14 protein-coding genes are annotated in these 20,507 nt (G+C 64.5%); 4 read left to right on the top strand and 10 right to left on the bottom strand.

Translation table 11 applies throughout. The features are described 5' to 3' along the window. The first annotated feature begins 231 nt into the window (after positions 1-231). Positions 232-663 (top strand): DUF2628 domain-containing protein, encoded by a 432-nt coding sequence (locus ACIPZG_RS23400; protein ID WP_400717324.1) that lies wholly within the window; start codon positions 232-234, stop codon positions 661-663. 325 nt (positions 664-988) lie between these two features. Here the strand turns inward: ACIPZG_RS23400 and ACIPZG_RS23395 are convergent, their stop codons facing one another. From ACIPZG_RS23395 to ACIPZG_RS23370, 6 genes are read right to left on the bottom strand one after another with little or no spacing between them, the layout of a single operon-like run. Next, positions 989-2,614 carry a BatD family protein gene (locus ACIPZG_RS23395; protein ID WP_400717323.1) on the bottom strand — a complete coding sequence of 542 codons (1,626 nt, stop codon included), beginning with the start codon at positions 2,612-2,614 and terminating at the stop codon, positions 989-991. Next, the gene (locus tag ACIPZG_RS23390; RefSeq protein WP_400717322.1) at positions 2,611-4,329 is read right to left on the bottom strand and encodes a tetratricopeptide repeat protein; all 1,719 of its coding nucleotides are present in this window, start codon (positions 4,327-4,329) and stop codon (positions 2,611-2,613) included. Before ACIPZG_RS23390 ends, ACIPZG_RS23395 begins: the two co-directional genes overlap by 4 nt. Continuing rightward, a complete protein-coding gene (locus ACIPZG_RS23385) occupies positions 4,326-5,402 on the bottom strand; it encodes a vWA domain-containing protein (protein ID WP_400717321.1) in 1,077 nt (358 codons plus the stop codon). Before ACIPZG_RS23385 ends, ACIPZG_RS23390 begins: the two co-directional genes overlap by 4 nt. Then, positions 5,395-5,889, bottom strand: coding sequence for a DUF4381 domain-containing protein (locus ACIPZG_RS23380; RefSeq protein WP_008092803.1), 495 nt, complete (start codon positions 5,887-5,889; stop codon positions 5,395-5,397). The genes ACIPZG_RS23385 and ACIPZG_RS23380 overlap by 8 nt, the downstream gene beginning before the upstream one ends. Continuing rightward, a complete protein-coding gene (locus ACIPZG_RS23375) occupies positions 5,886-6,830 on the bottom strand; it encodes a DUF58 domain-containing protein (protein ID WP_400717320.1) in 945 nt (314 codons plus the stop codon). The genes ACIPZG_RS23380 and ACIPZG_RS23375 overlap by 4 nt, the downstream gene beginning before the upstream one ends. Positions 6,831-6,834: 4 nt before the next feature. Further along, positions 6,835-7,794, bottom strand: coding sequence for a MoxR family ATPase (locus ACIPZG_RS23370; RefSeq protein ID WP_008092799.1), 960 nt, complete (start codon positions 7,792-7,794; stop codon positions 6,835-6,837). Positions 7,795-7,980: 186 nt separating this feature from the next. Here ACIPZG_RS23370 and ACIPZG_RS23365 point away from each other — a divergent pair, with 186 nt between their 5' ends. Continuing rightward, positions 7,981-9,264, top strand: coding sequence for a DUF2235 domain-containing protein (locus ACIPZG_RS23365; RefSeq protein ID WP_400717317.1), 1,284 nt, complete (start codon positions 7,981-7,983; stop codon positions 9,262-9,264). Positions 9,265-9,328: 64 nt separating this feature from the next. On the opposite strand, the gene lhgO is transcribed toward ACIPZG_RS23365, so the two are convergent. From lhgO to ACIPZG_RS23350, 3 genes are all read right to left on the bottom strand, one after another. Beyond that, positions 9,329-10,567, bottom strand: a complete 1,239-nt coding sequence (gene lhgO / locus ACIPZG_RS23360; RefSeq protein ID WP_400717314.1) for an L-2-hydroxyglutarate oxidase — start codon at positions 10,565-10,567, stop codon at positions 9,329-9,331. A gap of 101 nt (positions 10,568-10,668) precedes the next feature. Next, positions 10,669-11,376, bottom strand: coding sequence for a FadR/GntR family transcriptional regulator (locus tag ACIPZG_RS23355; protein ID WP_008092794.1), 708 nt, complete (start codon positions 11,374-11,376; stop codon positions 10,669-10,671). Positions 11,377-11,579: 203 nt separating this feature from the next. After that, on the bottom strand, positions 11,580-11,933 hold the full coding sequence (locus ACIPZG_RS23350) for a hypothetical protein (protein ID WP_400717312.1): 354 nt from the start codon (positions 11,931-11,933) through the stop codon (positions 11,580-11,582). 245 nt (positions 11,934-12,178) lie between these two features. On the opposite strand from ACIPZG_RS23350, the gene ACIPZG_RS23345 reads away from it, so the two are divergent. Then, complete coding sequence (locus tag ACIPZG_RS23345; protein ID WP_400717309.1) at positions 12,179-17,044, top strand: NAD-glutamate dehydrogenase; 4,866 nt, start codon at positions 12,179-12,181, stop codon at positions 17,042-17,044. An 80-nt stretch (positions 17,045-17,124) separates the two neighbouring features. Here ACIPZG_RS23345 and ACIPZG_RS23340 read toward each other — a convergent pair whose 3' ends face one another. Continuing rightward, a complete protein-coding gene (locus tag ACIPZG_RS23340) occupies positions 17,125-17,943 on the bottom strand; it encodes a pyruvate, water dikinase regulatory protein (RefSeq protein WP_008100827.1) in 819 nt (272 codons plus the stop codon). A 178-nt stretch (positions 17,944-18,121) separates the two neighbouring features. Here ACIPZG_RS23340 and ppsA point away from each other — a divergent pair, with 178 nt between their 5' ends. After that, the gene (gene ppsA, locus ACIPZG_RS23335) at positions 18,122-20,497 is read left to right on the top strand and encodes a phosphoenolpyruvate synthase (protein ID WP_400717306.1); all 2,376 of its coding nucleotides are present in this window, start codon (positions 18,122-18,124) and stop codon (positions 20,495-20,497) included. Positions 20,498-20,507: the final 10 nt, after the last annotated feature.

Below are 20,507 nucleotides of genomic sequence, written 5' to 3'. Positions count from 1 at the left end.
TCCGCTTTACGCTGTGAATGATGAATCGCCCCTGGTTTCCTAGACACTCTCCAAGCTCAGAAAATAGCGTTTCTCATACTCTACTGGCGCCAGCTGGAGCATACAAACTGTGAACCCGTTCCCACTCAGCCTGCCCCTTGGCTTGTTCCAGGCCGGTCTCTCATTTAACCTCCGCCCCGCTGGCCACCGCGAGGCCAGTCATCTCCACGGAAGAAACAGACAGGAGTCACCATGGAAAGCACCCCGCAAACCGAAGTCCGCACCAGCAACCTCAAGCCAAAATGGCAAGAGCGCTTCGCCTTCTTCGACCAGCACGGCGGCCCGCGCACCGAGACCTTCAAGGCAGCGTTTCGTGTCCTGCCGTTTCGCAAGAAGCTGCTGATCAACTGCAACGTCATCGCGTTCTTCTTTGGCCCTATCTATTGGTTTGTGCTGGGCATGTGGAAGAAGAACCTGGTCATGCTGGGGATCATCATGGCAATTGGGCTGCTGGAAGGCGTTTATGAGGCAGTGACCGGCAATGTGGTGCCTCGGGCGGTGGATCAGGGCCTCAGTACCGCTTTCGCGTTCTTGTATGCGGTCTTGACCAACTATGCCTATTACCTGAAGCAGAACAAGGGCAACCAGGGCTGGAACCCGTTCGAAGGGCAGCGGCTCAACTGAATTTGGTGTTGCAGCAGGGCGCTGCGAATGCACGGCGTACCATTTTTAGCGCCTAGTAGATCGAGCGCCGCCCGCGCGGCGCATCGCGGATAAATCCGCTCCTACATTTGTTGCAACGTGCCACAGCCTGTCAGGTCATGGTTGTCCGCTTTTTAGCGCCCGCCGAGATATCGTGTCGTACCAACAAGGCGAGCAACCATGGCCTATCAGGCATAGGTACGTTGCAACAAATGTAGGAGCGGATTTATCCGCGATGCGCCGCGCGGGCGGCGCTCGATCTCAAGATCGCCAGAGATGCGATGAAAAGCACCTCCAACCCAAACATTCATTTCGGATAAAGCGGCGGCAAGCTGCCACTCTCACCCGTCGGCAACAACACCTGCTCCGCCGTCGGAATGGTGCCAATCGCCCGCCACAGGTCTTCACCCTGCCAATACTGCCCACTCTCGCTATACAACGCCCCGTTCAACCCATCCAGCGCATCGGACAACGGCACGAACCGCGCCGCCATCTCCGCCAGGGTTTCCGGATGCTGCCGGGCCCAGGCATCCAGCGCCTGGCGGGTGGCCTGCGGGTCGTTGGCCTGGCACGCGCGCTTGAGGTCGTCGAGCAGGGTGCGAGGGCTCGGGCCGTTTTGGGCGGCGCGCAGCACGGCCGGTTGCGAACGGGCGCGCCACCACAGGGCGAAGCCGAGCACCGTGGTCAGGGCGAGCACCAGCGTGGCGAGCTGCCAGGGCCACAGCAGCGCGCTGCTGCCGCTGGCATCACTGGCCGGGGTGTCGGCGCTCAAGGCCGGGTTGTCCTGCACGTCCAGGGTGCGCGCGGGCAGGCTGCTGTGTTCCAGGTGGTCTTCACGGGTGTTCCACCAGGTGACCTCCAGCGCCGGCAGGGCCAGTTCACCGCTGTGGGTCGGCACCAGCGCCTCGCGTTCCTCGCGGTTGGCGGTCATGCCGCGTTCGCTGATCTCGTTGCGCAGCAGCGGCTGGTCCGGGTAGCGGCGCAGGCCGACGATCTCGGTGGCGGGCAATTGCGGCAGCTGAGTGCTCGACAGACCCTCGGCGCGCAGGGTGATGCTGCGGGTCAGGGAGTCGCCAATCTGCGTCTGCTGACTGCTTGGGTCCGGGTTCCAGTGCTCTTCCAGGCTCAGGCTGCGGGCCGGCAGCCAGGGCGTGTCGGCCGGCCAGTCAGCTGGAACAGGGCGAACCGCCAGGTGCAGTGGCAATGAACTGACCTGGACCTGGCGGCCTGCCCGCGCCGTGCCGTTGGACGCTGGCGCATTGTCGGCGGCGGTGGCGGTAAAGGTCAGCGGTGGGATCTCCAAAGCGCCGCTTTGCTGCGGATAGACCGCATAGCGCGTTTCGATCACGCCGTGGCGCACGCCGTTGATTTCCTTCTCGTAGGTGCGTGACTCGCCCAGTGGTTCGACCTTGGCGTTTTCCAGCTGCAGCGGACTCAGGCTGCTGTCGTCGTACAGCGACACCGAATGGTAGATGCGCAAGGTCAGCACGGCCTGGGCCTGGACGTACACCTGATCGCTGTCGAGGGTGGCTTCAACGAATACCTGGGACGCACTGCCCTGGCGGTTGGCGTCGGCTTGCAGCACCTGCAGCTCGATGGGCTGGCTTTGCGACTGGCCCAGTTGCAACTCGGGGATGCGCAGGCTGCCGCTGCGCCGTGGCAGCAGGGTGATGATCCAGCGCGTGCTGGCGCGTGTCTCGCCGTCGAGGGTGTGCAGGCTGTTCAACTGGCGTGTGCCACGCACTTCGAAGTCGCCCTCCAGTGCGCGCAGGTCGGGCTTGCCGAACTGGGTGACGTCCTGGCTTTCCAGGGTCAGCTCCAGGGTTTCGCCCGCTTCCAGGCGGGCGCGGTCGACGCTGGCCTGCAGGGTCGGTTCGGCCTGGGCGAGGAGGGCCCACAACAGGCTGAGAAGAAAGACGCCGAGGCGACTCATCGTGGGGTTTCCTGATGCAATTGCTGTTCATACCAGAATTTGCGCCGCAGCAGCTCCGCCGGGTTGTCGGGGATCTCCCGCAGCCATTGTTCCAGCGCCTGGCGCTGCTCGGCATCGAGGCTGGTCGAGATCGGCCGCTGGGGTGGCTGGGTCACGCCGTCGTCATCGCCTGCCTGGTTACCGGGGGTTGCCTGGCTGTTGCTGTTGCTATCGCCGGCTTGTTCGGTGCTGGCGGGTTGCTCCTGGCCAGGTGTGCCTTGGGCCTGGCTGCTGGCCGAGCTGCTGTTGCCCTCGGTTTCGCTGCCGGGCGTGTCTTGGGCATCGCTGGTGGCCGGTTGTTCCTCGGCCTGCGCCTGGCGTTGCTGCAGCAGTTGCTGGACCAGTGCCTGGTTGGCCAGGGCCGGCTGCAGATCGGGCTGGCGTTCCAAGGCCTGATCGTAGGCATCCAGCGCCGCTTCGAATTCACCGCCACGGGCCAGGGCATTGCCACGATTGTAGTGTGCCGCGGCGTTGTTGCCCTGGGCGAAGGCCTTGGCGGCTGCGTCGTAGTCGCCGGCCTGGTACAGGGCCATGCCGCGCCACTGTGGGTCCAGGAAGTGGCGCGCGGCCTCGGCGGGGCGGTTGTCTTCGAGCAGGCGTTGGCCCTGCTGGTCGGGGCGCAGCCACAGGTCATCGAGTTCGAACGCCTGGCTCGGTTGCGGCAAGGCCAGCAGCAGCGGCAGGCAGAACAGCCAGCCCCGGCGCCCGGCGCAGGCGGCCAGCAGCAACAGGGGCAGCAGCAGCCAGTAGCCTTGGTCGGCCCAACTGTCGAGTTGCACGTTGTGGCCGTCGTTGCGCAGGCTGCGCGGGTTGTCGAACAGGCCGAGGCCGCGCAGGTCGAGGTCATCGATGCGGGCATGGCGGTAGCGTCCGCCGGTGCCGCTGATGAACGCCTTGAGGCCCGGGCTGTCCAGGCGCGGCACGAGGATACCGCCTTGCTCATCCTTGAGGAATTCGCCATTGGCCTGGCGCACCGGGGCACCCTCGGCACTGCCGATGCCCAGCATCGACAGGCTCGGGCCCTGGCGGCCCAGGGCCTGGACGATGCCCTGGCGCTCAGACGCGCTCAGCGCCGAGCCGATCAGCAGCAGGCGGCCCTGGCCCAGGCCACTCTGGGCCAACAGTGCCAGGCCTTTCTGCACGGCGAGGTCGGCGCGCTGGCCGGGTTGCGGCATGATCGACGGGTCGATGGCCTCGAGCAGGTTGCGCGTGGTGCCCAGGTCGTCGGACAGCGGCACCAGGGTATGTGCACTGCCGGCATAGACGATCAGCGCGGTCTGGCTGTCGCGGCGGTGTTCGAGCAGGTCGAGGATCTTGCGCCGGGCCTGTTCCAGGCGGTTGGGGGCCGTGTCCTCGGCGAGCATCTGCGGGGTCAGTTCGAGCAGGATCACCAGCGGGTCGGCCGGGCGCTGGCGGGATTCTTCCAGGCGCTGCCAGCTTGGCCCGAGCAGGGCCAGTACCACCAGCAACCAGGCCAGGCCCAGGGCGACCCAAGGCAGCTTGCTGTTGCTGCCCTTGCCACCGCCGAGCAGCACGGGGTGGAACGCCGGCGGCAAGATCATCTGCCAGCGCCCGGCACGTTTGCGCCGGTGCCAGAGCTTGAACAGCAGCCAGGCGAGCAGCGGCACGACAAGCAGCCAGACGGGGCGAAGCCATTGCGGCCAGAGATCGATCATCGCCGCTTCCTCAGGCGTAGCCGTTTGAGGCGCTCACGCCATTCCGGGTGGGGCTGCAGGAAACGCGGCCTGCGCAGCGCACGCTGGAGCAGGTTGTCCGGCCATTGCACGGCCACCACCAGCAATACGCTGAGCAGCAGGGCCAGGGCCAATGGCCAGGCGTACAGGGCTGTTGCAGTGCGCGCCTGGGTCGGCTGTTGCGCCACCGGTTCCAATTGATCGAGGGTATCGCCGATGGCGTCCAGTTCGGCGCCGTCGTGGGCGCGGAAGTAGGCGCCATGGGTCAGATCGGCGATCTCCTTGAGCGAGGCTTCGTCCAGGTCCAGGCTCGGGTTCAGACCAAGCAGGCCGGGGGTGCCGCTGGCTTCGGGGTTGGCGCCGATGCCGATGGTGTAGACGCGCACGCCTTCCTGGGCGGCCAGGCGGGCGGCGGTCAGCGGGTGGATCTGCCCGCCGTTGTTGGCACCGTCGGTGATCAGCACCAGCACCCGGCTTTGTGCCGGGCGCTGGCGCAGACGCTTGACCGCAAGGCCAATGGCGTCACCGATGGCGGTGTTCTTGCCGGCGATGCCGATCTGCGCTTCGTCGAGGAAGGTGCGCACGGTGCGCCGGTCGAAGGTCAGCGGCGCCTGCAGGTAGGCCTGGCTGCCGAACAGGATCAGGCCGACACGGTCGCCTTCGCGGTCCTGGAGAAAGTCGCCAAGCAGTGCCTTGACCAGTTCCAGGCGGCTGATCTCCTCGTCCTTCCACTGCATGTCGGGGAAGTCCATGGAACCGGACACATCCACGGCCACCAGCAGGTCGCGACCACTGGCGGCGACCGGTACCGGTTCGCCGAGCCATTGCGGGCGGGCGGCGGCCAGTAGCAGCAGCAACCAGATCAGCACGAACGGTGCCTGCTGCCGCCAAGTCGGCAGGTTCAGTCGCGCCCGGCGTCCGGCCAGGCGTTCCAGCTCATGGAGGAAGCCGACCTTGAGTACCGGCTCGCCACTGTCGGCAGCGGGCAGCACCAGGCGCGCCAGCCAGGGCAGCGGCAGCAGCAGGAAGATCCACGGCCAGGCCAGTTCAAACATGTTTGCGGATCCAGGTTTCGACGGCCTGGCTGAGCCCGGCGATGGCCTTGTCGTCGAGCTTGCACTCGGGCTTGTAGGCGCCTTCGACCAGCACCATCCAGCGCGTCAGGCCGGCGGCCGGGCAGCGGTTATCGAGAAAGGCCAGCCACTGGCGGCCATTGAGGGTATGGCTGTTGGCGCCGGGGTAGTGGTTGCGGCACAAGCGCTTGAGCAACGCGTTGATCTGCTGCAGCCAGGCGCCCGCCGGCGCGCCGTCGTAGGGGCGTGGCAAGCGGGCGAGCTCGGCCAGGGCTTCCTCGCGCACCGGGTCCAGCGGTTGTTCGGCCCGTACCACGCGGCGCTTGCCCGGGCGCCAGTGGCGCAGCCGCCACAGTCCCCAGGCCAGGGCGGGCAGCAGCGCGAGCAGCAGCCACCAGCCTGGCGCCGGTGGCCACAGCCCGATCGCCGGCGGCGCAATCAACGGTTGCAGTTGATCCAGCGGATTCATTGACCGCTCCCTGGGCGCTGGGCGTTCAGGTATTCACGCAATTGCTCGATCATTTCGCTCTGGGTGCTCAGCGGCATCAGCACCACACGCAGCTTCTGCGCCATCAACTCCCAGCGGTCGATGCGTGCTTCTGCCTGTTGACGGTAAGCCTGGCGCAGGTTGGCGTCCAGGGTGTCGAGCTCCAGCTGCGCGCTGCGCTGGGCAAAGCGCAGCAGGCCGGCGGCGGGCAGGGCGTGGTCGAGCGGGTCGGAAACGGGCATCAGCAGCAAATCGCAGTGACGCGAGAGCATGGCCAGGTGTTGCTCGGCCTGGGGGCTGAGCGAGCGCTCGTCGCAAATCACGATGGCCAGGCTGCCGGGGCGCAGCACTTCCCGGGCGCGGCGCAGGGCCAGGCCGAGGCTGTCGGCCTGGGGCACGGCCTCGGTGTGCAGCGCCTGGTTGACCTTGGCCAGGCGGTTGAGCAGTTGCAGCAGGCTTTGCTTGCTGCGCCGTGGTTTGATTTCGTGGTGCTCGTTGTCGCCGAACACCAGGCCGCCGATGCGGTCGTTATGGCCCAGGGCAGCCCAGCCGAACAGCGCGGCAGCCTCGGCTGCCAGCACCGACTTGAACATCAGGCCCGAACCGAAGAACAACCGCTGGCTTTGCTCCACAAGGATGAAGATGGGCCGTTCACGTTCCTCGTGAAACAGTTTGGTATGCGGCTCCTGGGTCCGGGCGGTGACGCGCCAGTCGATGTTGCGCACGTCGTCTCCGACCTGGTAGACACGCACCTGGTCGAAGTCCACGCCACGTCCGCGCAGTTTGGAGTGGTGCAGGCCGACCAGCGGGCTGCGCTGGCCAGGGCGGGAAAACAGCTGGATCTCGCGCACGCGGTGGCGCATGTCGATCAGCTCGGCGAGGCCGATGCGGATTCCGGGTTCGGATTGCTGCGCGCGGGGCATGGGCTCAGGCAACGGCGACGACGTCGAGGATGCGCTGGACCACGCGGTCCTGGTCGATCCCCGCGGCTTCGGCTTCGAACGACAGGATGATGCGGTGGCGCAGCACGTCGAACAACACGGCCTGGATATCTTCGGGGCTGACGAAGTCACGCCCCGCCAGCCAGGCGTGGGCACGCGCGCAGCGGTCCAGGGCGATGGAGCCGCGCGGGCTGGCGCCGTAGGCGATCCAGTCGGCCATTTCGGTATCGAACTTGCCTGGGGTGCGGGTGGCCATGATCAGCTGCACCAGGTACTCCTCTACCGCGTCGGCCATGTACAGGCCGAGGATTTCCTTGCGCGCGGCGAAGATCGCCAGCTGACTGACCCGTCGCTCAGGCTTCACTTCGCCGCCCAGGGCTTCGCCGCGGGCCTGGGCGAGAATGCGCCGCTCCACGGCGGCGTCGGGGAAGCCGATTTTCACGTGCATCAGGAAACGGTCAAGCTGCGCTTCGGGCAGCGGGTAGGTGCCTTCCTGCTCGATCGGGTTCTGCGTGGCCATGACCAGGAACAGCGGCGACAGGTCATACGTGCTGCGCCCGACGCTGACCTGGCGCTCGCCCATGGCTTCGAGCAAGGCCGACTGGACCTTGGCCGGGGCGCGGTTGATTTCGTCGGCCAGCACCAGGTTGTGGAAGATCGGCCCCTGCTGGAACACGAAGCTGCCGGTTTCCGGGCGATAGATTTCGGTGCCGGTGATGTCGGCCGGCAGCAGGTCGGGGGTGAACTGGATGCGATGGAACTGCGCCTCGATGCCCTCGGCCAACTCCTTGATGGCCTTGGTCTTGGCCAGGCCAGGCGCACCTTCGACCAGCATGTGGCCGTCGGCCAGCAGCACGATCAACAGACGTTCGACAAGCTTTTCCTGGCCGAGAATCTGCGAGGAGAGAAAGGTGCGCAGCGCGATCAGCGCTTCACGGTGTTCCATCGATGACGGTTCCTGGAATAGGGCCAGGGCGAGCGCGGAAGGCAACTGACCTGGCAAGGGGGGATACTTTAATGCATCCGCAGTGCCGCGTCGAAATCTGCGCTCGATGTTTGTGGCAATCGCTGATTTTCTGCCGGCGCCAACCGACGCTTGCTTGTTCGCTCCATTTCATCAAGGAGCGTTACGATGGACAAGCAAACTGGCTCAGCCATGCTACGGGTGGGCATCTTCTTCGATGGCACCGGCAACAATCAAGCCAATGCCATGGACCCTGACGGCGGCGAAGCGGGCAGTTACGCCAATGCCCCGAGCAACATCGCCCTGCTGCACGCGCTTTACCCCAGTGGCCGCATGGGCGATCAGTGCTTCCTCAAGCTGTACGTGGAGGGCGTCGGTACTGTGCAAGGGGCGCCCGACTCAGCCTATGACGGGCTAACCGGCAGAGGGTGTACCGGTGTCCAGGCGCGCGTGGATACGGCACTGCTCGACGTGGCGGAGCAGGTACGCCATTGCCTGGCGAGCGCTCCCCAGGTGCTGCCCGGATACATTGCGTTCGACTTGTTCGGTTTCAGCCGTGGCGCGGCAGCGGCCAGGCATCTGGCCAACAGATTGGGCAAGGGCGGGCAAAGCCTGCCGAGCGAGCTGCAAGGTGACAGGGTGATCGAATTCGTCGGGCTGTTCGACACCGTGGCGGCGATCGTTGCGCCGTTACGGGGCAACTTCGACCCGGCCAATGATGATTACGATGGCCTGCAGCTAGGGCTTGGCCAAGGCATTGCGCGGCAGGTGGTGCAACTGGTGGCCGGCGATGAGCGGCGCCACAACTTCCCGCTGATACGCAGCGGCAACGATATTGTCGTGCCAGGCGTCCACTCGAACATCGGCGGTGGTTATCCGCTTTCCCTGCGCGAACAGGTGCTGTTGAGCAAGCCGCAATCGAGCCGGGTGCTGGCGACTACCCCGGCCGAGAGCACTCAGGCGTACATTGCCGTCGATGCCTTGCTGGCCTCGGCGTTCGCGGGGCTGGATGAGCCTCGACCCGTCATACAGGTGTGGGAGGAGCCTTTAGATGCGCACCGGGGCAGGCGGGAGGACCCCGAAAAACAGGTGTACGCCGCGGTGTACCGGGAGCGTGAAGTGAGCGGGCATCTCTCGCGGGTGTACCTGAGCGTCATGCGTGAACTGGCGGTGAGGGGTGGCGTGCCGTTCGTAGCGTTGGGCGAGGACGAGGCGCATCGGCTGCCTGAGGAACTGCAGGTGATCAGCCGCAAGCTGCATGACTTTGCCCTTGGGCGTTGCCTTCAACCGCAGCTCACGCCCGCTGAGCACGCCTTGCTGCGCAGCAAATACGTGCACACGTCGGCGCACTGGAATGCCTTCAAGGGGTTACGCAACAGTGCGCTGGACATGCTGTACATAGACCGACCCGCCACGGGGGGCAGGGTGGTGCATGACAATCCGCCCGGCTGATCAGTGATTATTGGCGCTGTCGGCGACTTCGCACCCGCGAAGGCGCCGCCAGCGCCGCAGCGCCTCAGTTTTTCGAGGTCGAGTGCTTGCGCGCCTGGGTCTTTGCTGGGGTGTCCTGCTTGAGGATCTTCTCGGCGATCATCTCGCCGATCGGAATGGCCGACGTGGCAGCCGGCGACGGGGCGTTGCAGACATGCACCATGCGCGGGGTCTCGGCGAACAGGAAGTCGTGGACCAGGGTACCGTCGCGCATCACCGCCTGGGCGCGAATGCCGGCTTCATAGGGCAGCAGGTCCTCGACTTGCAACGACGGGCAATATTTGCGGCATTGCTCCAGGTAGCCACCCTTGAACAGCGAGTTCTTCATCTCGGTGGTGCCCGAGCCGAGGTTGTTCCAGATGGTTTTCCAGAACCCCGGGAAGCGCGCGTACTCGGCCACATCGCGCCAGTTCACCCCGAACTTGCGGTAGTTTTCCCGGCCAAAGCCCAGCACGGCGTTGGGGCCGACGGTGACGCTGCCGTCGATCATGCGTGTCAGGTGCACGCCGAGGAACGGCAGCTCCGGGTCGGGGATCGGGTAGATCAGGTGGTTGACGATCTGGTTCTTGCTGGCCGGCAGGCGGTAGTACTCGCCGCGGAACGGGATGATCTGGTGGTCGATCTTGACCCCGGCCAGGCGCGCCAGGCGGTCGGATTGCAGGCCGGCACAGGCGACCAGCTGGCGGGCGTGCCAGGTCTGGTTCTGGTCGCGGATTTCGACATGCTCGCCCAGCTCGCGGATGGCCTGCACGGTGGTGCCCAGGCGCACTTCGCCACCGGCCTGCTCGATGACCTTGGCCATGGCGTAGCACACCTGCTTGTAGTCGACGATGCCGGTGGCGTCGACGAACAGCGCACCGAGGCCGGCGATGTTCGGTTCGCGTCGGGCGAGCTCGGCGGCGTCGAGGCGCTCGACCTTCAGGCCGTTCTGCTGCGAGCGTTCGTACAACGCCTGCATGCGCTGCATTTCCAGCGGGTTGGAGGCCACCAGCAGCTTGCCGCAGACGTCGAAGGCGATGTCATGCTCGCGGCAGAAATCCTTGGTGGCCTGGGCGCCGCGCTTGCACAGCTCGGCCTTGAGGCTGCCCGGGGCGTAGTAGATGCCTGCATGGATTACGCCGCTGTTGTGGCCGGTCTGGTGGCGGCCGAGGCTGGTTTCCTTTTCCAGGATCAGCAAGGACGCGCCGGGGCGCTGTTGCAGCAGGGCCATCGCAGTGGCGAGGCCGACGATGCCGCCGCCGATGATGCAGTAGTCGTAAGTCATGCAGGAGTACCTTAAAGTTTTTATCGGTTGACTGCTTATCAGGTTGTCAGACTAAGTGGTGCGTGCGCAAGGCCTCGCCAGGCCGCGAAGGACTCTCCGGGTCAGTCGAGGGCGGGAAGGTCGATCTTCAGACGTTTGGCCGAGGCGCGCAGGTGGGCTTCGGCGCAAGCCGCTGCCGCCTGGCGATCACCGTCGGCAATGGCCTGGTACAGCGCCTGGTGCTCATGGCTGGCATCCGCCGAACCGCCTGCCGAGTGGGCGGAATTTTCCCAGGCAGTGCGTCGCGCGCTGGCCAGCTGGCCGCCGAGGAAGTCGTGGAAGGCCACGAAGTAATCGTTCTTGCTGGCTTCGGCAATGGCCCGGTGGAAGGCCACGTCTGCGGCCGAGGCGGTGGCGAAGTCGCTGCGTTTGTCGCGCATGGCCTGCAGGGCCTCGGCCATGTTCGCCAGGTCATGCGGGTCGCGGCGGCGCGCGGCGATGGCGGCGGCCTGGGTTTCGATCCACAGGCGCATTTCGAACATCTGCACCAGGTCCGGCTTGCGCCCTTGGCTGGCGGGGAAGCGGAATACGGTGCCGTTGGGCGTTTGCGAGATGTAGGAACCGAGCCCGCGACGGGCAATCAGCACGCCATCTGCCTTGAGCTGTGCCACGGCCTCGCGCACCACCGAACGGCTGACATTGAGCTGTTCGGCCAGTTGCTGTTCGGTGGGCAGGCGCGATTCGGCGGCCAGGCGGCCGGAATCGATCTCGGCGCGGATGGCGTTGACAACCCGTTCGACCAGGGTGTCGGGGCGCTGGAGCTCTAGCATGGAAGCGGTTGCCTAGTAGTCAGGTTGTCAGACAATGCCTGTTATGGGTGTGGACTGTCAATGTTTGTAGGAGCGGCCTTGTGTCGCGAAAGGGCTGCGAAGCAGACCCAGGATCTTTGCCGCACTGCTAAATCCAGAGGGCCGCTTCGCGACCCTTTCGCGACACAAGGCCGCTCCTACACGCGTTTGCGAGTGCTCGAAGCTCAGAGCTCGCTAACGAAGGTGCCGGTGCCTTTCAAAATGTTCTGCAAGGTCAGCTCAACCTCTTCCAGGTCAGTCCCCGCCGACGTCAGCACGATCTCCAGCGCTTCATCGCCCTTCAGCGCATCGCGATCCCCAGCCGCCACCTCGATCAGCAACCGCTGGGCACTCAAGGTCACCTTCAAGCCGTCCAGTGTCGAAGGCTCGTCGTCCAGGGTCAGGTCGACGGTGTCCTCGTCCGGATAACGCGTCAGCAGGAACATCTGGCCCTTGTCGCTGTGGCAGCACAAGGTCGCCATGTTGTCTTCCTCGTCGTCGCAGGGGGTGGCGAAGAGCAGGGCGGTATTGATTTGCATGGCGGGCTCGGATCAAGGAAATGAAAGGGAATTCTGACAGTGTTGTCGGCATCCATAAACGTAAAGTTACCCCCCCTTGACCGAAATTGTCGCAGCGCTGCAAGCGGCAATGACCGATCAGTCGTTAAGCTTCGGCGAGCCCTGAACTTTACGTCCGGCTTGCCACGGGTTGGCTATCGTTGATCCGTAATCGTCGGACGCACGCGACGCTTCAACTATTACAAAGCCCAAGCGGAGTACCACAGATGGCGTTCTTCACCGCAGCCAGCAAAGCCGACTTCCAGCATCAACTGCAGGCGGCCCTGGCGCAGCACATCAGCGAACAGTCACTGCCACAAGTGGCGCTGTTCGCCGAGCAGTTCTTCGGCATCATCTCTCTGGACGAACTCACCCAGCGCAGGCTGTCGGACCTTGCCGGCTGCACCTTGTCTGCCTGGAGCATCATCGAGCGCTTCGACCCCGAGCAGCCGCAGGTGCGGGTGTACAACCCCGACTACGAGCGCAACGGTTGGCAATCGACCCATACCGTGGTCGAGGTACTGCACCATGACCTGCCATTTCTGGTCGACTCGGTACGCACCGAGCTCAACCGCCGTGGCTACAGCATCCACACCCTGCAGACCACCGTACTGAGCGTGCGCCGCGGGGCCAAGGGCGAGCTGCTCGAACTGCTGCCCAAGGGCACGCAGGGCGAGGGTGTGCGCCACGAGTCGCTGATGTACCTGGAGATCGACCGCTGCGCCAACGCCGCCGAACTGAACGTGCTGACCCGCGAGATCGAACAGGTGCTGGCCGAAGTGCGCGTGGCTGTGGCCGATTTCGAGCCGATGAAAGCCAAGCTGCGTGAAATCGTGGCGTTGGTGGAGCAAACCCCGTTTGCCCCGGTTCAACATGAAAAGGGCGAGGTAAAGGCGTTCCTCGAATGGTTGCTGGACAACCATTTCACCTTCCTCGGCTATGAAGAATTCACCGTGCAGGCCGGTTCTGCCGGTGGTCAGATGCTCTACGACGAGCACTCCTTCCTGGGGCTGCCGCGTCGCCTGCGCGTAGGCCTGACGCCCGAAGAACTGCGAATCGAAGACTACGCCGTGGCCTATCTGGCCGAGCCGCTGCTGCTGTCGTTCGCCAAGGCCGCATTGCCCAGCCGCGTGCACCGCCCGGCCTACCCGGACTATGTGTCGATCCGCCAGCTGGACGCCGACGGCAAGGTCGTCAAGGAGCACCGCTTCATGGGCCTGTACACCTCCTCGGTGTACGGCGAGAGCGTGCATTCCATCCCTTACATCCGCGTCAAGGTCGCCGAAGTCGAGCGCCGTTCGGGCTTCGACCCGAAAGCCCACCTGGGCAAGGAGCTGGCCCAGGTACTCGAAGTGCTGCCGCGCGACGACCTGTTCCAGACCCCGATCGACGAGCTGTTCAGCACCGTGATGTCGATCGTGCAGATCCAGGAACGCAACAAGATCCGCGTGTTCCTGCGCAAGGACCCCTACGGGCGCTTCTGCTACTGCCTGGCCTATGTGCCGCGGGAAATCTACTCCACCGAGGTGCGCCAGAAGATCCAGCAGGTGCTGATGGAGCGCCTGAAGGCCAGTGACTGCGAGTTCTGGACCTTCTTCTCCGAGTCGGTGCTGGCGCGCGTGCAGCTGATCTTGCGGGTCGATCCGAAGAACCGCATCGACATCGATCCGCAGCAGCTGGAAAACGAAGTGATCCAGGCGTGCCGCTCGTGGCATGACGACTATTCGGCGCTGGTGATCGAAAACTTCGGCGAGGCCCAGGGCACCAACATCCTCGGCGACTTCCCCAAAGGCTTCCCGGCCGGCTACCGCGAGCGCTTTGCCGCGCATTCGGCGGTCGTCGACCTGCAGCACGTGCTGGCACTGTCCGAGAGCAAGCCGCTGGCGATGAGCTTCTACCAGCCGCTGACGCGCGTGGGCGAACGCCTGCTGCACTGCAAGCTGTACCACGCCGATACTCCGCTGGCGCTGTCGGACGTGCTGCCAATCCTCGAAAACCTTGGCCTGCGTGTGCTCGGCGAGTTCCCCTACCGCCTGCGCCACGCCAGCGGTCGCGAGTACTGGATCCACGACTTCGCGTTCACCTACAGCGAAGGCCTGAGCCTGGACATCCAGCAGCTCAACGACATTCTTCAGGACGCCTTCATCCACATCGTCCAGGGCGACGCCGAGAACGACGCCTTCAACCGCCTGGTGCTCACCGCCGGGCTGCCGTGGCGTGACGTGGCGCTGCTGCGTGCCTATGCCCGCTACCTCAAGCAGATCCGCCTGGGCTTCGACCTGGGCTACATCGCCAGCACCCTGAACAACCACACCGACATCGCCCGCGAGCTGACCCGGTTGTTCAAGACCCGCTTCTACCTGGCGCGCAAGCTCACCAATGAAGACCTGGACGACAAGCAGCTGCGCCTGGAGCAGGCGATCCTCACCGCCCTGGACGATGTCCAGGTGCTCAACGAGGACCGCATCCTGCGTCGCTACCTGGACCTGATCAAGGCCACCCTGCGCACCAACTTCTACCAGCCTGATGCCAACGGCCACAACAAGTCGTACTTCAGTTTCAAGTTCAACCCCAAGCTGATTCCCGAGCTGCCCAAGCCGGTGCCGAAGTTCGAGATCTTCGTCTACTCGCCGCGGGTCGAGGGCGTGCACCTGCGCTTTGGCAACGTTGCCCGTGGCGGCCTGCGCTGGTCGGACCGCGAAGAGGACTTCCGTACCGAAGTGCTGGGCCTGGTGAAAGCCCAGCAGGTGAAGAACTCGGTGATCGTGCCGGTCGGCGCCAAGGGCGGCTTCCTGCCGCGGCGCCTGCCGTTGGGCGGCACGCGTGACGAAATCGCCGCCGAAGGCGTGGCCTGCTACCGCATCTTCATCTCGGGCCTGCTCGATATCACCGACAACCTCAAGGAAGGTGGCGTGGTACCGCCGGCCAACGTGGTGCGTCACGACGACGATGACCCGTACCTGGTGGTGGCGGCCGACAAAGGCACCGCGACCTTCTCCGATATCGCCAACGGCATCGCCATCGACTACGGCTTCTGGCTCGGCGATGCGTTCGCTTCGGGCGGATCGGCCGGTTATGACCACAAGAAGATGGGTATCACCGCCCGTGGGGCCTGGGTTGGCGTACAACGCCACTTCCGCGAGCGTGGCATCAACGTGCAGCAGGACCCGATCACCGTGATCGGTGTCGGCGACATGGCCGGCGACGTGTTCGGCAACGGCTTGCTGATGTCGGAAAAACTGCAGTTGGTGGCGGCGTTCAACCACCTGCACATCTTCATCGACCCCAACCCGGACCCTGCCACCAGCTTCGTCGAGCGCAAGCGCCTGTTCGACCTGCCGCGTTCGGCCTGGAGCGACTACGACACCAGCATCATGTCCGAAGGCGGCGGGATCTTCCCGCGCAGTGCCAAGAGCATTGCCATCAGCCCGCAGATGAAGGAACGCTTCGCCATCGAGGCCGATCGCCTGACCCCGACCGAGCTGCTGCACGCATTGCTCAAGGCACCGGTGGACCTGCTGTGGAACGGCGGCATCGGCACCTACGTGAAAGCCAGCAGCGAAAGCCACGCCGATGTCGGCGACAAGGCCAACGACGCGCTGCGGGTCAACGGCAACGAGCTGCGCTGCAAGGTGGTGGGCGAGGGCGGCAACCTCGGCATGACCCAGCTGGGCCGTGTCGAGTTCGGCCTGAACGGCGGCGCCACCAACACCGACTTCATCGACAACGCCGGCGGCGTGGACTGCTCCGACCACGAGGTCAACATCAAGATCCTGCTCAATGAAGTGGTGCAGGGCGGCGACATGACCGAGAAGCAGCGCAACCAGCTGCTGGGCAGCATGACCGATGAAGTGGCCGGCCTGGTGCTGGGCAACAACTACAAGCAGACCCAGGCCCTGTCGCTGGCGGCGCGCCGCGCCCGCGAGCGGATCGCCGAGTACAAGCGCCTGATGGCCGACCTTGAAGGTCGCGGCAAGCTGGACCGGCCCATCGAGTTCCTGCCGTCCGAGGAACAGCTGGCCGAGCGTATGGCCGCAGGTCACGGCCTGACCCGTGCCGAGCTGTCGGTACTGATTTCGTACAGCAAGATCGACCTCAAGGAGCAATTGCTCAAGTCGCTGGTGCCGGACGACGACTACCTGACCCGCGACATGGAAACCGCCTTCCCGCCGTCGCTGGTCAGCAAGTTCGCCGAGGCCATGCGCCGCCACCGCCTGAAGCGCGAAATCGTCAGCACCCAGATCGCCAACGACCTGGTCAACAACATGGGCATCACCTTCGTGCAGCGCCTGAAGGAGTCGACCGGCATGAGCCCGGCCAACGTCGCCGGTGCCTATGTGATCGTGCGCGACATCTTCCACCTGCCGCACTGGTTCCGCCAGATCGAGGCGCTGGACTACCAGGTGCCAGCAGAAATCCAGCTGACCCTGATGGATGAGCTGATGCGCCTGGGCCGTCGTGCCACCCGCTGGTTCCTGCGCAGCCGGCGCAACGAGCAGGATGCCGGGCGCGACACCGCGCACTTCGGGCCGAAAATCGCCCAGCTTGGGCTCAAGCTCGACGAACTGCTGGAAGGCCCGACCCGCGAACGCTGGATGGTGCGCTACCAGGGCTTCGTCGATGCCGGTGTGCCGGAATTGCTGGCGCGCATGGTCGCCGGTACCAGCCATCTGTACACGCTGCTGCCGATCATCGAGGCGGCCGATGTCACTGGGCATGAGCCGGCCCAGGTGGCCAAGGCGTTCTTCGCTGTGGGCAGTGCCCTGGACCTGACCTGGTACCTGCAGGAAATCAGTAACTTGTCGGTGGAGAACAACTGGCAGGCCCTGGCCCGCGAGTCGTTCCGCGACGACATCGACCTGCAGCAGCGGGCCATCACCATCTCCGTGCTGCAAATGGCGGATGCGCCGCAGGACATGGACGCCCGCGTGGCGCTGTGGGCCGAGCAGCACCGGGTGATGGTCGAGCGCTGGCGCGCCATGCTCGACGACCTGCGTAATGCGACCGGTACCGACTATGCGATGTACGCGGTGGCCAACCGCGAGCTGGTCGACCTGGCGATGAGCGGGCAGGCGGCGGTGGTGCCGTCCTGAGTGGTCAGCTGAAATGAAAAAGCCCCGGCAGCGATGCCGGGGCTTTTTTTGTCTGTTCCGGCCCTCTCGCCGGTGCAGACCTACTTGAACCTGCGCTCCACGCCTTTCTCCACGAGAATCTTCGCCGAAATCTCCTCCACCGAAAAATGCGTGGAGTTGATGTTGGGAATGTTCTCCCGACGGAACAGGTTCTCCACTTCGCGCACCTCGAACTCGCACTGGGCAAAGCTCGAATAGCGGCTGTTGGGCTTGCGCTCGTGGCGGATGGCAGTCAGGCGGTCCGGGTCGATGGTCAGGCCGAACAGCTTGTTCTGGTGTTTCCTGAGCACGGGCGGCAACTGCAAGCGCTCCATGTCGTCTTCGGTCAGCGGGTAGTTGGCGGCGCGGATACCGAACTGCATGGCCATGTACAGGCAAGTGGGGGTCTTGCCGCAGCGCGACACACCCACCAGGATCAAATCGGCCTTGTCGTAGTAGTGGGTGCGCGCACCATCGTCGTTGTCGAGGGCGAAATTCACCGCCTCGATACGCTCCATGTAGTTGGAATTACCGCCGATCGAGTGCGATTTGCCGACGGAATACGACGAATGGGCAGTCAATTCCTGCTCAAGCGGGGATAAAAACGTCGAAAAGATGTCGATCATGAAGCCGTTCGACGTGGCCAGGATCTCGCGGATGTCCTGGTTGACGATGGTGTCGAAGATGATCGGGCGCATGCCATCGCGCTCGGCAGCCGCGTTGATTTGTTGCACCATGGTCCGCGCCTTGTCCGGTGTATCGATGTACGGACGCGTGAATTTGTTGAACGGAATGCTTTCAAATTGCGCAAGCAGGCTTTGGCCCAGGGTTTCGGCGGTGATGCCGGTGCCATCGGAGATGAAGAACGCGGTTCGTTTCATTTGCGATCTGGGCCTTAAGCTGATGACGATTCTTGGATATGATAAGTTCGGTTTGCCGAACGCGGCTGTCGGCATTCTCACTTATTTTCCAGGTACAGGCCACAAGCGTCCCGGCCAAGTCAACGAAGACAGGCGGGCGCCCTTGAGCTTTTCCAATACAGTTAGTGGAGAGATCACCTTGGTAGAGTACGTAGTTTCCCTCGATAAGCTCGGCGTCCACGATGTAGAGCATGTGGGGGGCAAGAACGCATCCCTGGGCGAGATGATCAGCAACCTCGCAGGTGCTGGCGTTTCGGTGCCGGGCGGCTTTGCCACTACGGCTCAGGCGTACCGCGACTTCCTCGAACAGAGTGGCCTGAACGATCGCATCCACGCCGCGCTCGATGCGCTGGACGTGGACGACATCAACGCCCTGACCAAGACCGGCGCGCAGATCCGTCAGTGGGTCATGGAGGCCGAATTCCCGGCTCGTCTGGATGCAGAGATCCGCACGGCCTTCGCCGAAATGGCCGCCGGCAACGACAACATGGCCGTGGCCGTGCGTTCCTCGGCCACCGCCGAAGACCTGCCGGACGCCTCGTTCGCCGGCCAGCAGGAAACCTTCCTCAACATCCGTGGCGTCGACAACGTGATCCGCGCGGCCAAGGAAGTCTTCGCCTCGCTGTTCAACGACCGTGCCATCGCCTACCGCGTGCACCAGGGCTTCGACCACAAGCTGGTGGCCCTGTCGGCTGGCGTGCAGCGCATGGTCCGTTCGGAAACCGGCACCGCCGGCGTGATGTTCACCCTCGACACCGAGTCGGGCTTCCGCGACGTGGTGTTCATCACCGGCGCCTATGGCCTGGGCGAAACCGTGGTGCAGGGTGCGGTCAACCCTGACGAATTCTATGTCCACAAGCAGACCCTGCAGGGCGGCCGTCCGGCCATCCTGCGCCGCAACCTGGGCAGCAAGGCGATCAAGATGGTCTATGGCGACGAAGCCAAGGCCGGCCGTTCGGTCAAGACCGTCGAAGTCGACCGTGCCGAGCGCGCGCGTTTCTGCCTGAGCGACGACGAAGTCAACGAACTGGCCAAGCAGGCCATGATCATCGAGCAGCACTACCAGCGCCCGATGGACATCGAGTGGGCCAAGGACGGTGACGACGGCAAGCTGTACATCGTTCAGGCTCGCCCTGAGACGGTAAAGAGCCGTTCCAGCGCCAACGTCATGGAACGCTACCTGCTCAAAGAGAAGGGCACCGTGCTGGTCGAAGGCCGTGCCATCGGCCAGCGCATCGGCGCCGGCAAGGTTCGCGTGATCAACGACGTGTCCGAGATGGACAAGGTGCAGCCGGGCGACGTGCTGGTTTCCGACATGACCGACCCTGACTGGGAGCCGGTGATGAAACGCGCCAGCGCCATCGTCACCAACCGTGGCGGTCGTACTTGCCACGCGGCGATCATCGCCCGTGAGCTGGGTATTCCGGCCGTGGTCGGTTGCGGCAATGCCACCCAGATCCTCAAGGACGGTCAGGGCGTCACCGTGTCCTGCGCCGAAGGCGACACCGGTTTCATCTTCGAAGGCGAGCTGGGCTTCGACGTCAAGCAGAACTCGGTCGATGCCATGCCGGATCTGCCGTTCAAGATCATGATGAACGTCGGCAACCCGGACCGCGCCTTCGACTTCGCCCAGTTGCCCAACGCCGGTGTCGGCCTGGCGCGCCTGGAGTTCATCATCAACCGCATGATCGGTGTGCACCCCAAGGCGCTGTTGAACTACGCCGGCCTGCCTGCCGACCTGAAAGAAAGCGTCGACAAGCGCATCGCCGGCTACAACGACCCGGTCGGTTTCTACGTCGAGAAGCTGGTCGAAGGGATCAGCACCCTGGCTGCGGCCTTCTACCCGAAAAAGGTCATCGTGCGCCTGTCGGACTTCAAGTCCAACGAATACGCCAACCTGATCGGCGGCAAGCTGTACGAGCCGGAAGAAGAAAACCCGATGCTGGGCTTCCGCGGCGCCTCGCGTTACATCAGCGAATCGTTCCGTGACTGCTTCGAGCTCGAGTGCCGCGCACTCAAGCGCGTGCGCAACGAAATGGGCCTGACCAACGTCGAGATCATGGTGCCGTTCGTGCGCACCTTGGGCGAAGCCAGCCAGGTCATCGACCTGCTCGCTGAAAACGGCCTGGCCCGTGGCGACAACGGCCTGCGCGTGATCATGATGTGCGAGCTGCCGTCCAACGCGATCCTGGCCGAAGAGTTCCTCGAGTACTTCGATGGTTTCTCCATCGGCTCCAACGACCTGACCCAGCTGACCCTGGGCCTGGACCGCGATTCGGGGATCATCGCCCACCTGTTTGACGAGCGTAACCCGGCCGTGAAGAAGCTGCTGGCCAACGCCATTGCCGCGTGCAACAAGGCCGGCAAGTACATCGGCATCTGCGGCCAGGGCCCATCGGACCACCCGGACCTGGCCAAGTGGCTGATGGAACAGGGCATCGAAAGCGTGTCGCTGAACCCGGACTCGGTGCTCGAGACCTGGTTCTTCCTGGCCGAGGGTCAGGGCGCAGCCTGATGCGGTGAAA

The sequence above is a fragment of the Pseudomonas sp. NPDC089395 genome, from assembly GCF_044749525.1.
Classification (GTDB): domain Bacteria; phylum Pseudomonadota; class Gammaproteobacteria; order Pseudomonadales; family Pseudomonadaceae; genus Aquipseudomonas.
This window is presented reverse-complemented; position numbering and strand designations above follow the sequence as displayed.

Coding starts and splice junctions, on each gene's coding strand:
- ACIPZG_RS23400 (WP_400717324.1), top strand. CDS start 232: ATGGAAAGCACCCCGCAAACCGAAGTCCGCACCAGCAACCTCAAGCCA.
- ACIPZG_RS23395 (WP_400717323.1), bottom strand. CDS start 2,614: ATGAGTCGCCTCGGCGTCTTTCTTCTCAGCCTGTTGTGGGCCCTCCTC.
- ACIPZG_RS23390 (WP_400717322.1), bottom strand. CDS start 4,329: ATGATCGATCTCTGGCCGCAATGGCTTCGCCCCGTCTGGCTGCTTGTC.
- ACIPZG_RS23385 (WP_400717321.1), bottom strand. CDS start 5,402: ATGTTTGAACTGGCCTGGCCGTGGATCTTCCTGCTGCTGCCGCTGCCC.
- ACIPZG_RS23380 (WP_008092803.1), bottom strand. CDS start 5,889: ATGAATCCGCTGGATCAACTGCAACCGTTGATTGCGCCGCCGGCGATC.
- ACIPZG_RS23375 (WP_400717320.1), bottom strand. CDS start 6,830: ATGCCCCGCGCGCAGCAATCCGAACCCGGAATCCGCATCGGCCTCGCC.
- ACIPZG_RS23370 (WP_008092799.1), bottom strand. CDS start 7,794: ATGGAACACCGTGAAGCGCTGATCGCGCTGCGCACCTTTCTCTCCTCG.
- ACIPZG_RS23365 (WP_400717317.1), top strand. CDS start 7,981: ATGGACAAGCAAACTGGCTCAGCCATGCTACGGGTGGGCATCTTCTTC.
- lhgO (WP_400717314.1), bottom strand. CDS start 10,567: ATGACTTACGACTACTGCATCATCGGCGGCGGCATCGTCGGCCTCGCC.
- ACIPZG_RS23355 (WP_008092794.1), bottom strand. CDS start 11,376: ATGCTAGAGCTCCAGCGCCCCGACACCCTGGTCGAACGGGTTGTCAAC.
- ACIPZG_RS23350 (WP_400717312.1), bottom strand. CDS start 11,933: ATGCAAATCAATACCGCCCTGCTCTTCGCCACCCCCTGCGACGACGAG.
- ACIPZG_RS23345 (WP_400717309.1), top strand. CDS start 12,179: ATGGCGTTCTTCACCGCAGCCAGCAAAGCCGACTTCCAGCATCAACTG.
- ACIPZG_RS23340 (WP_008100827.1), bottom strand. CDS start 17,943: ATGAAACGAACCGCGTTCTTCATCTCCGATGGCACCGGCATCACCGCC.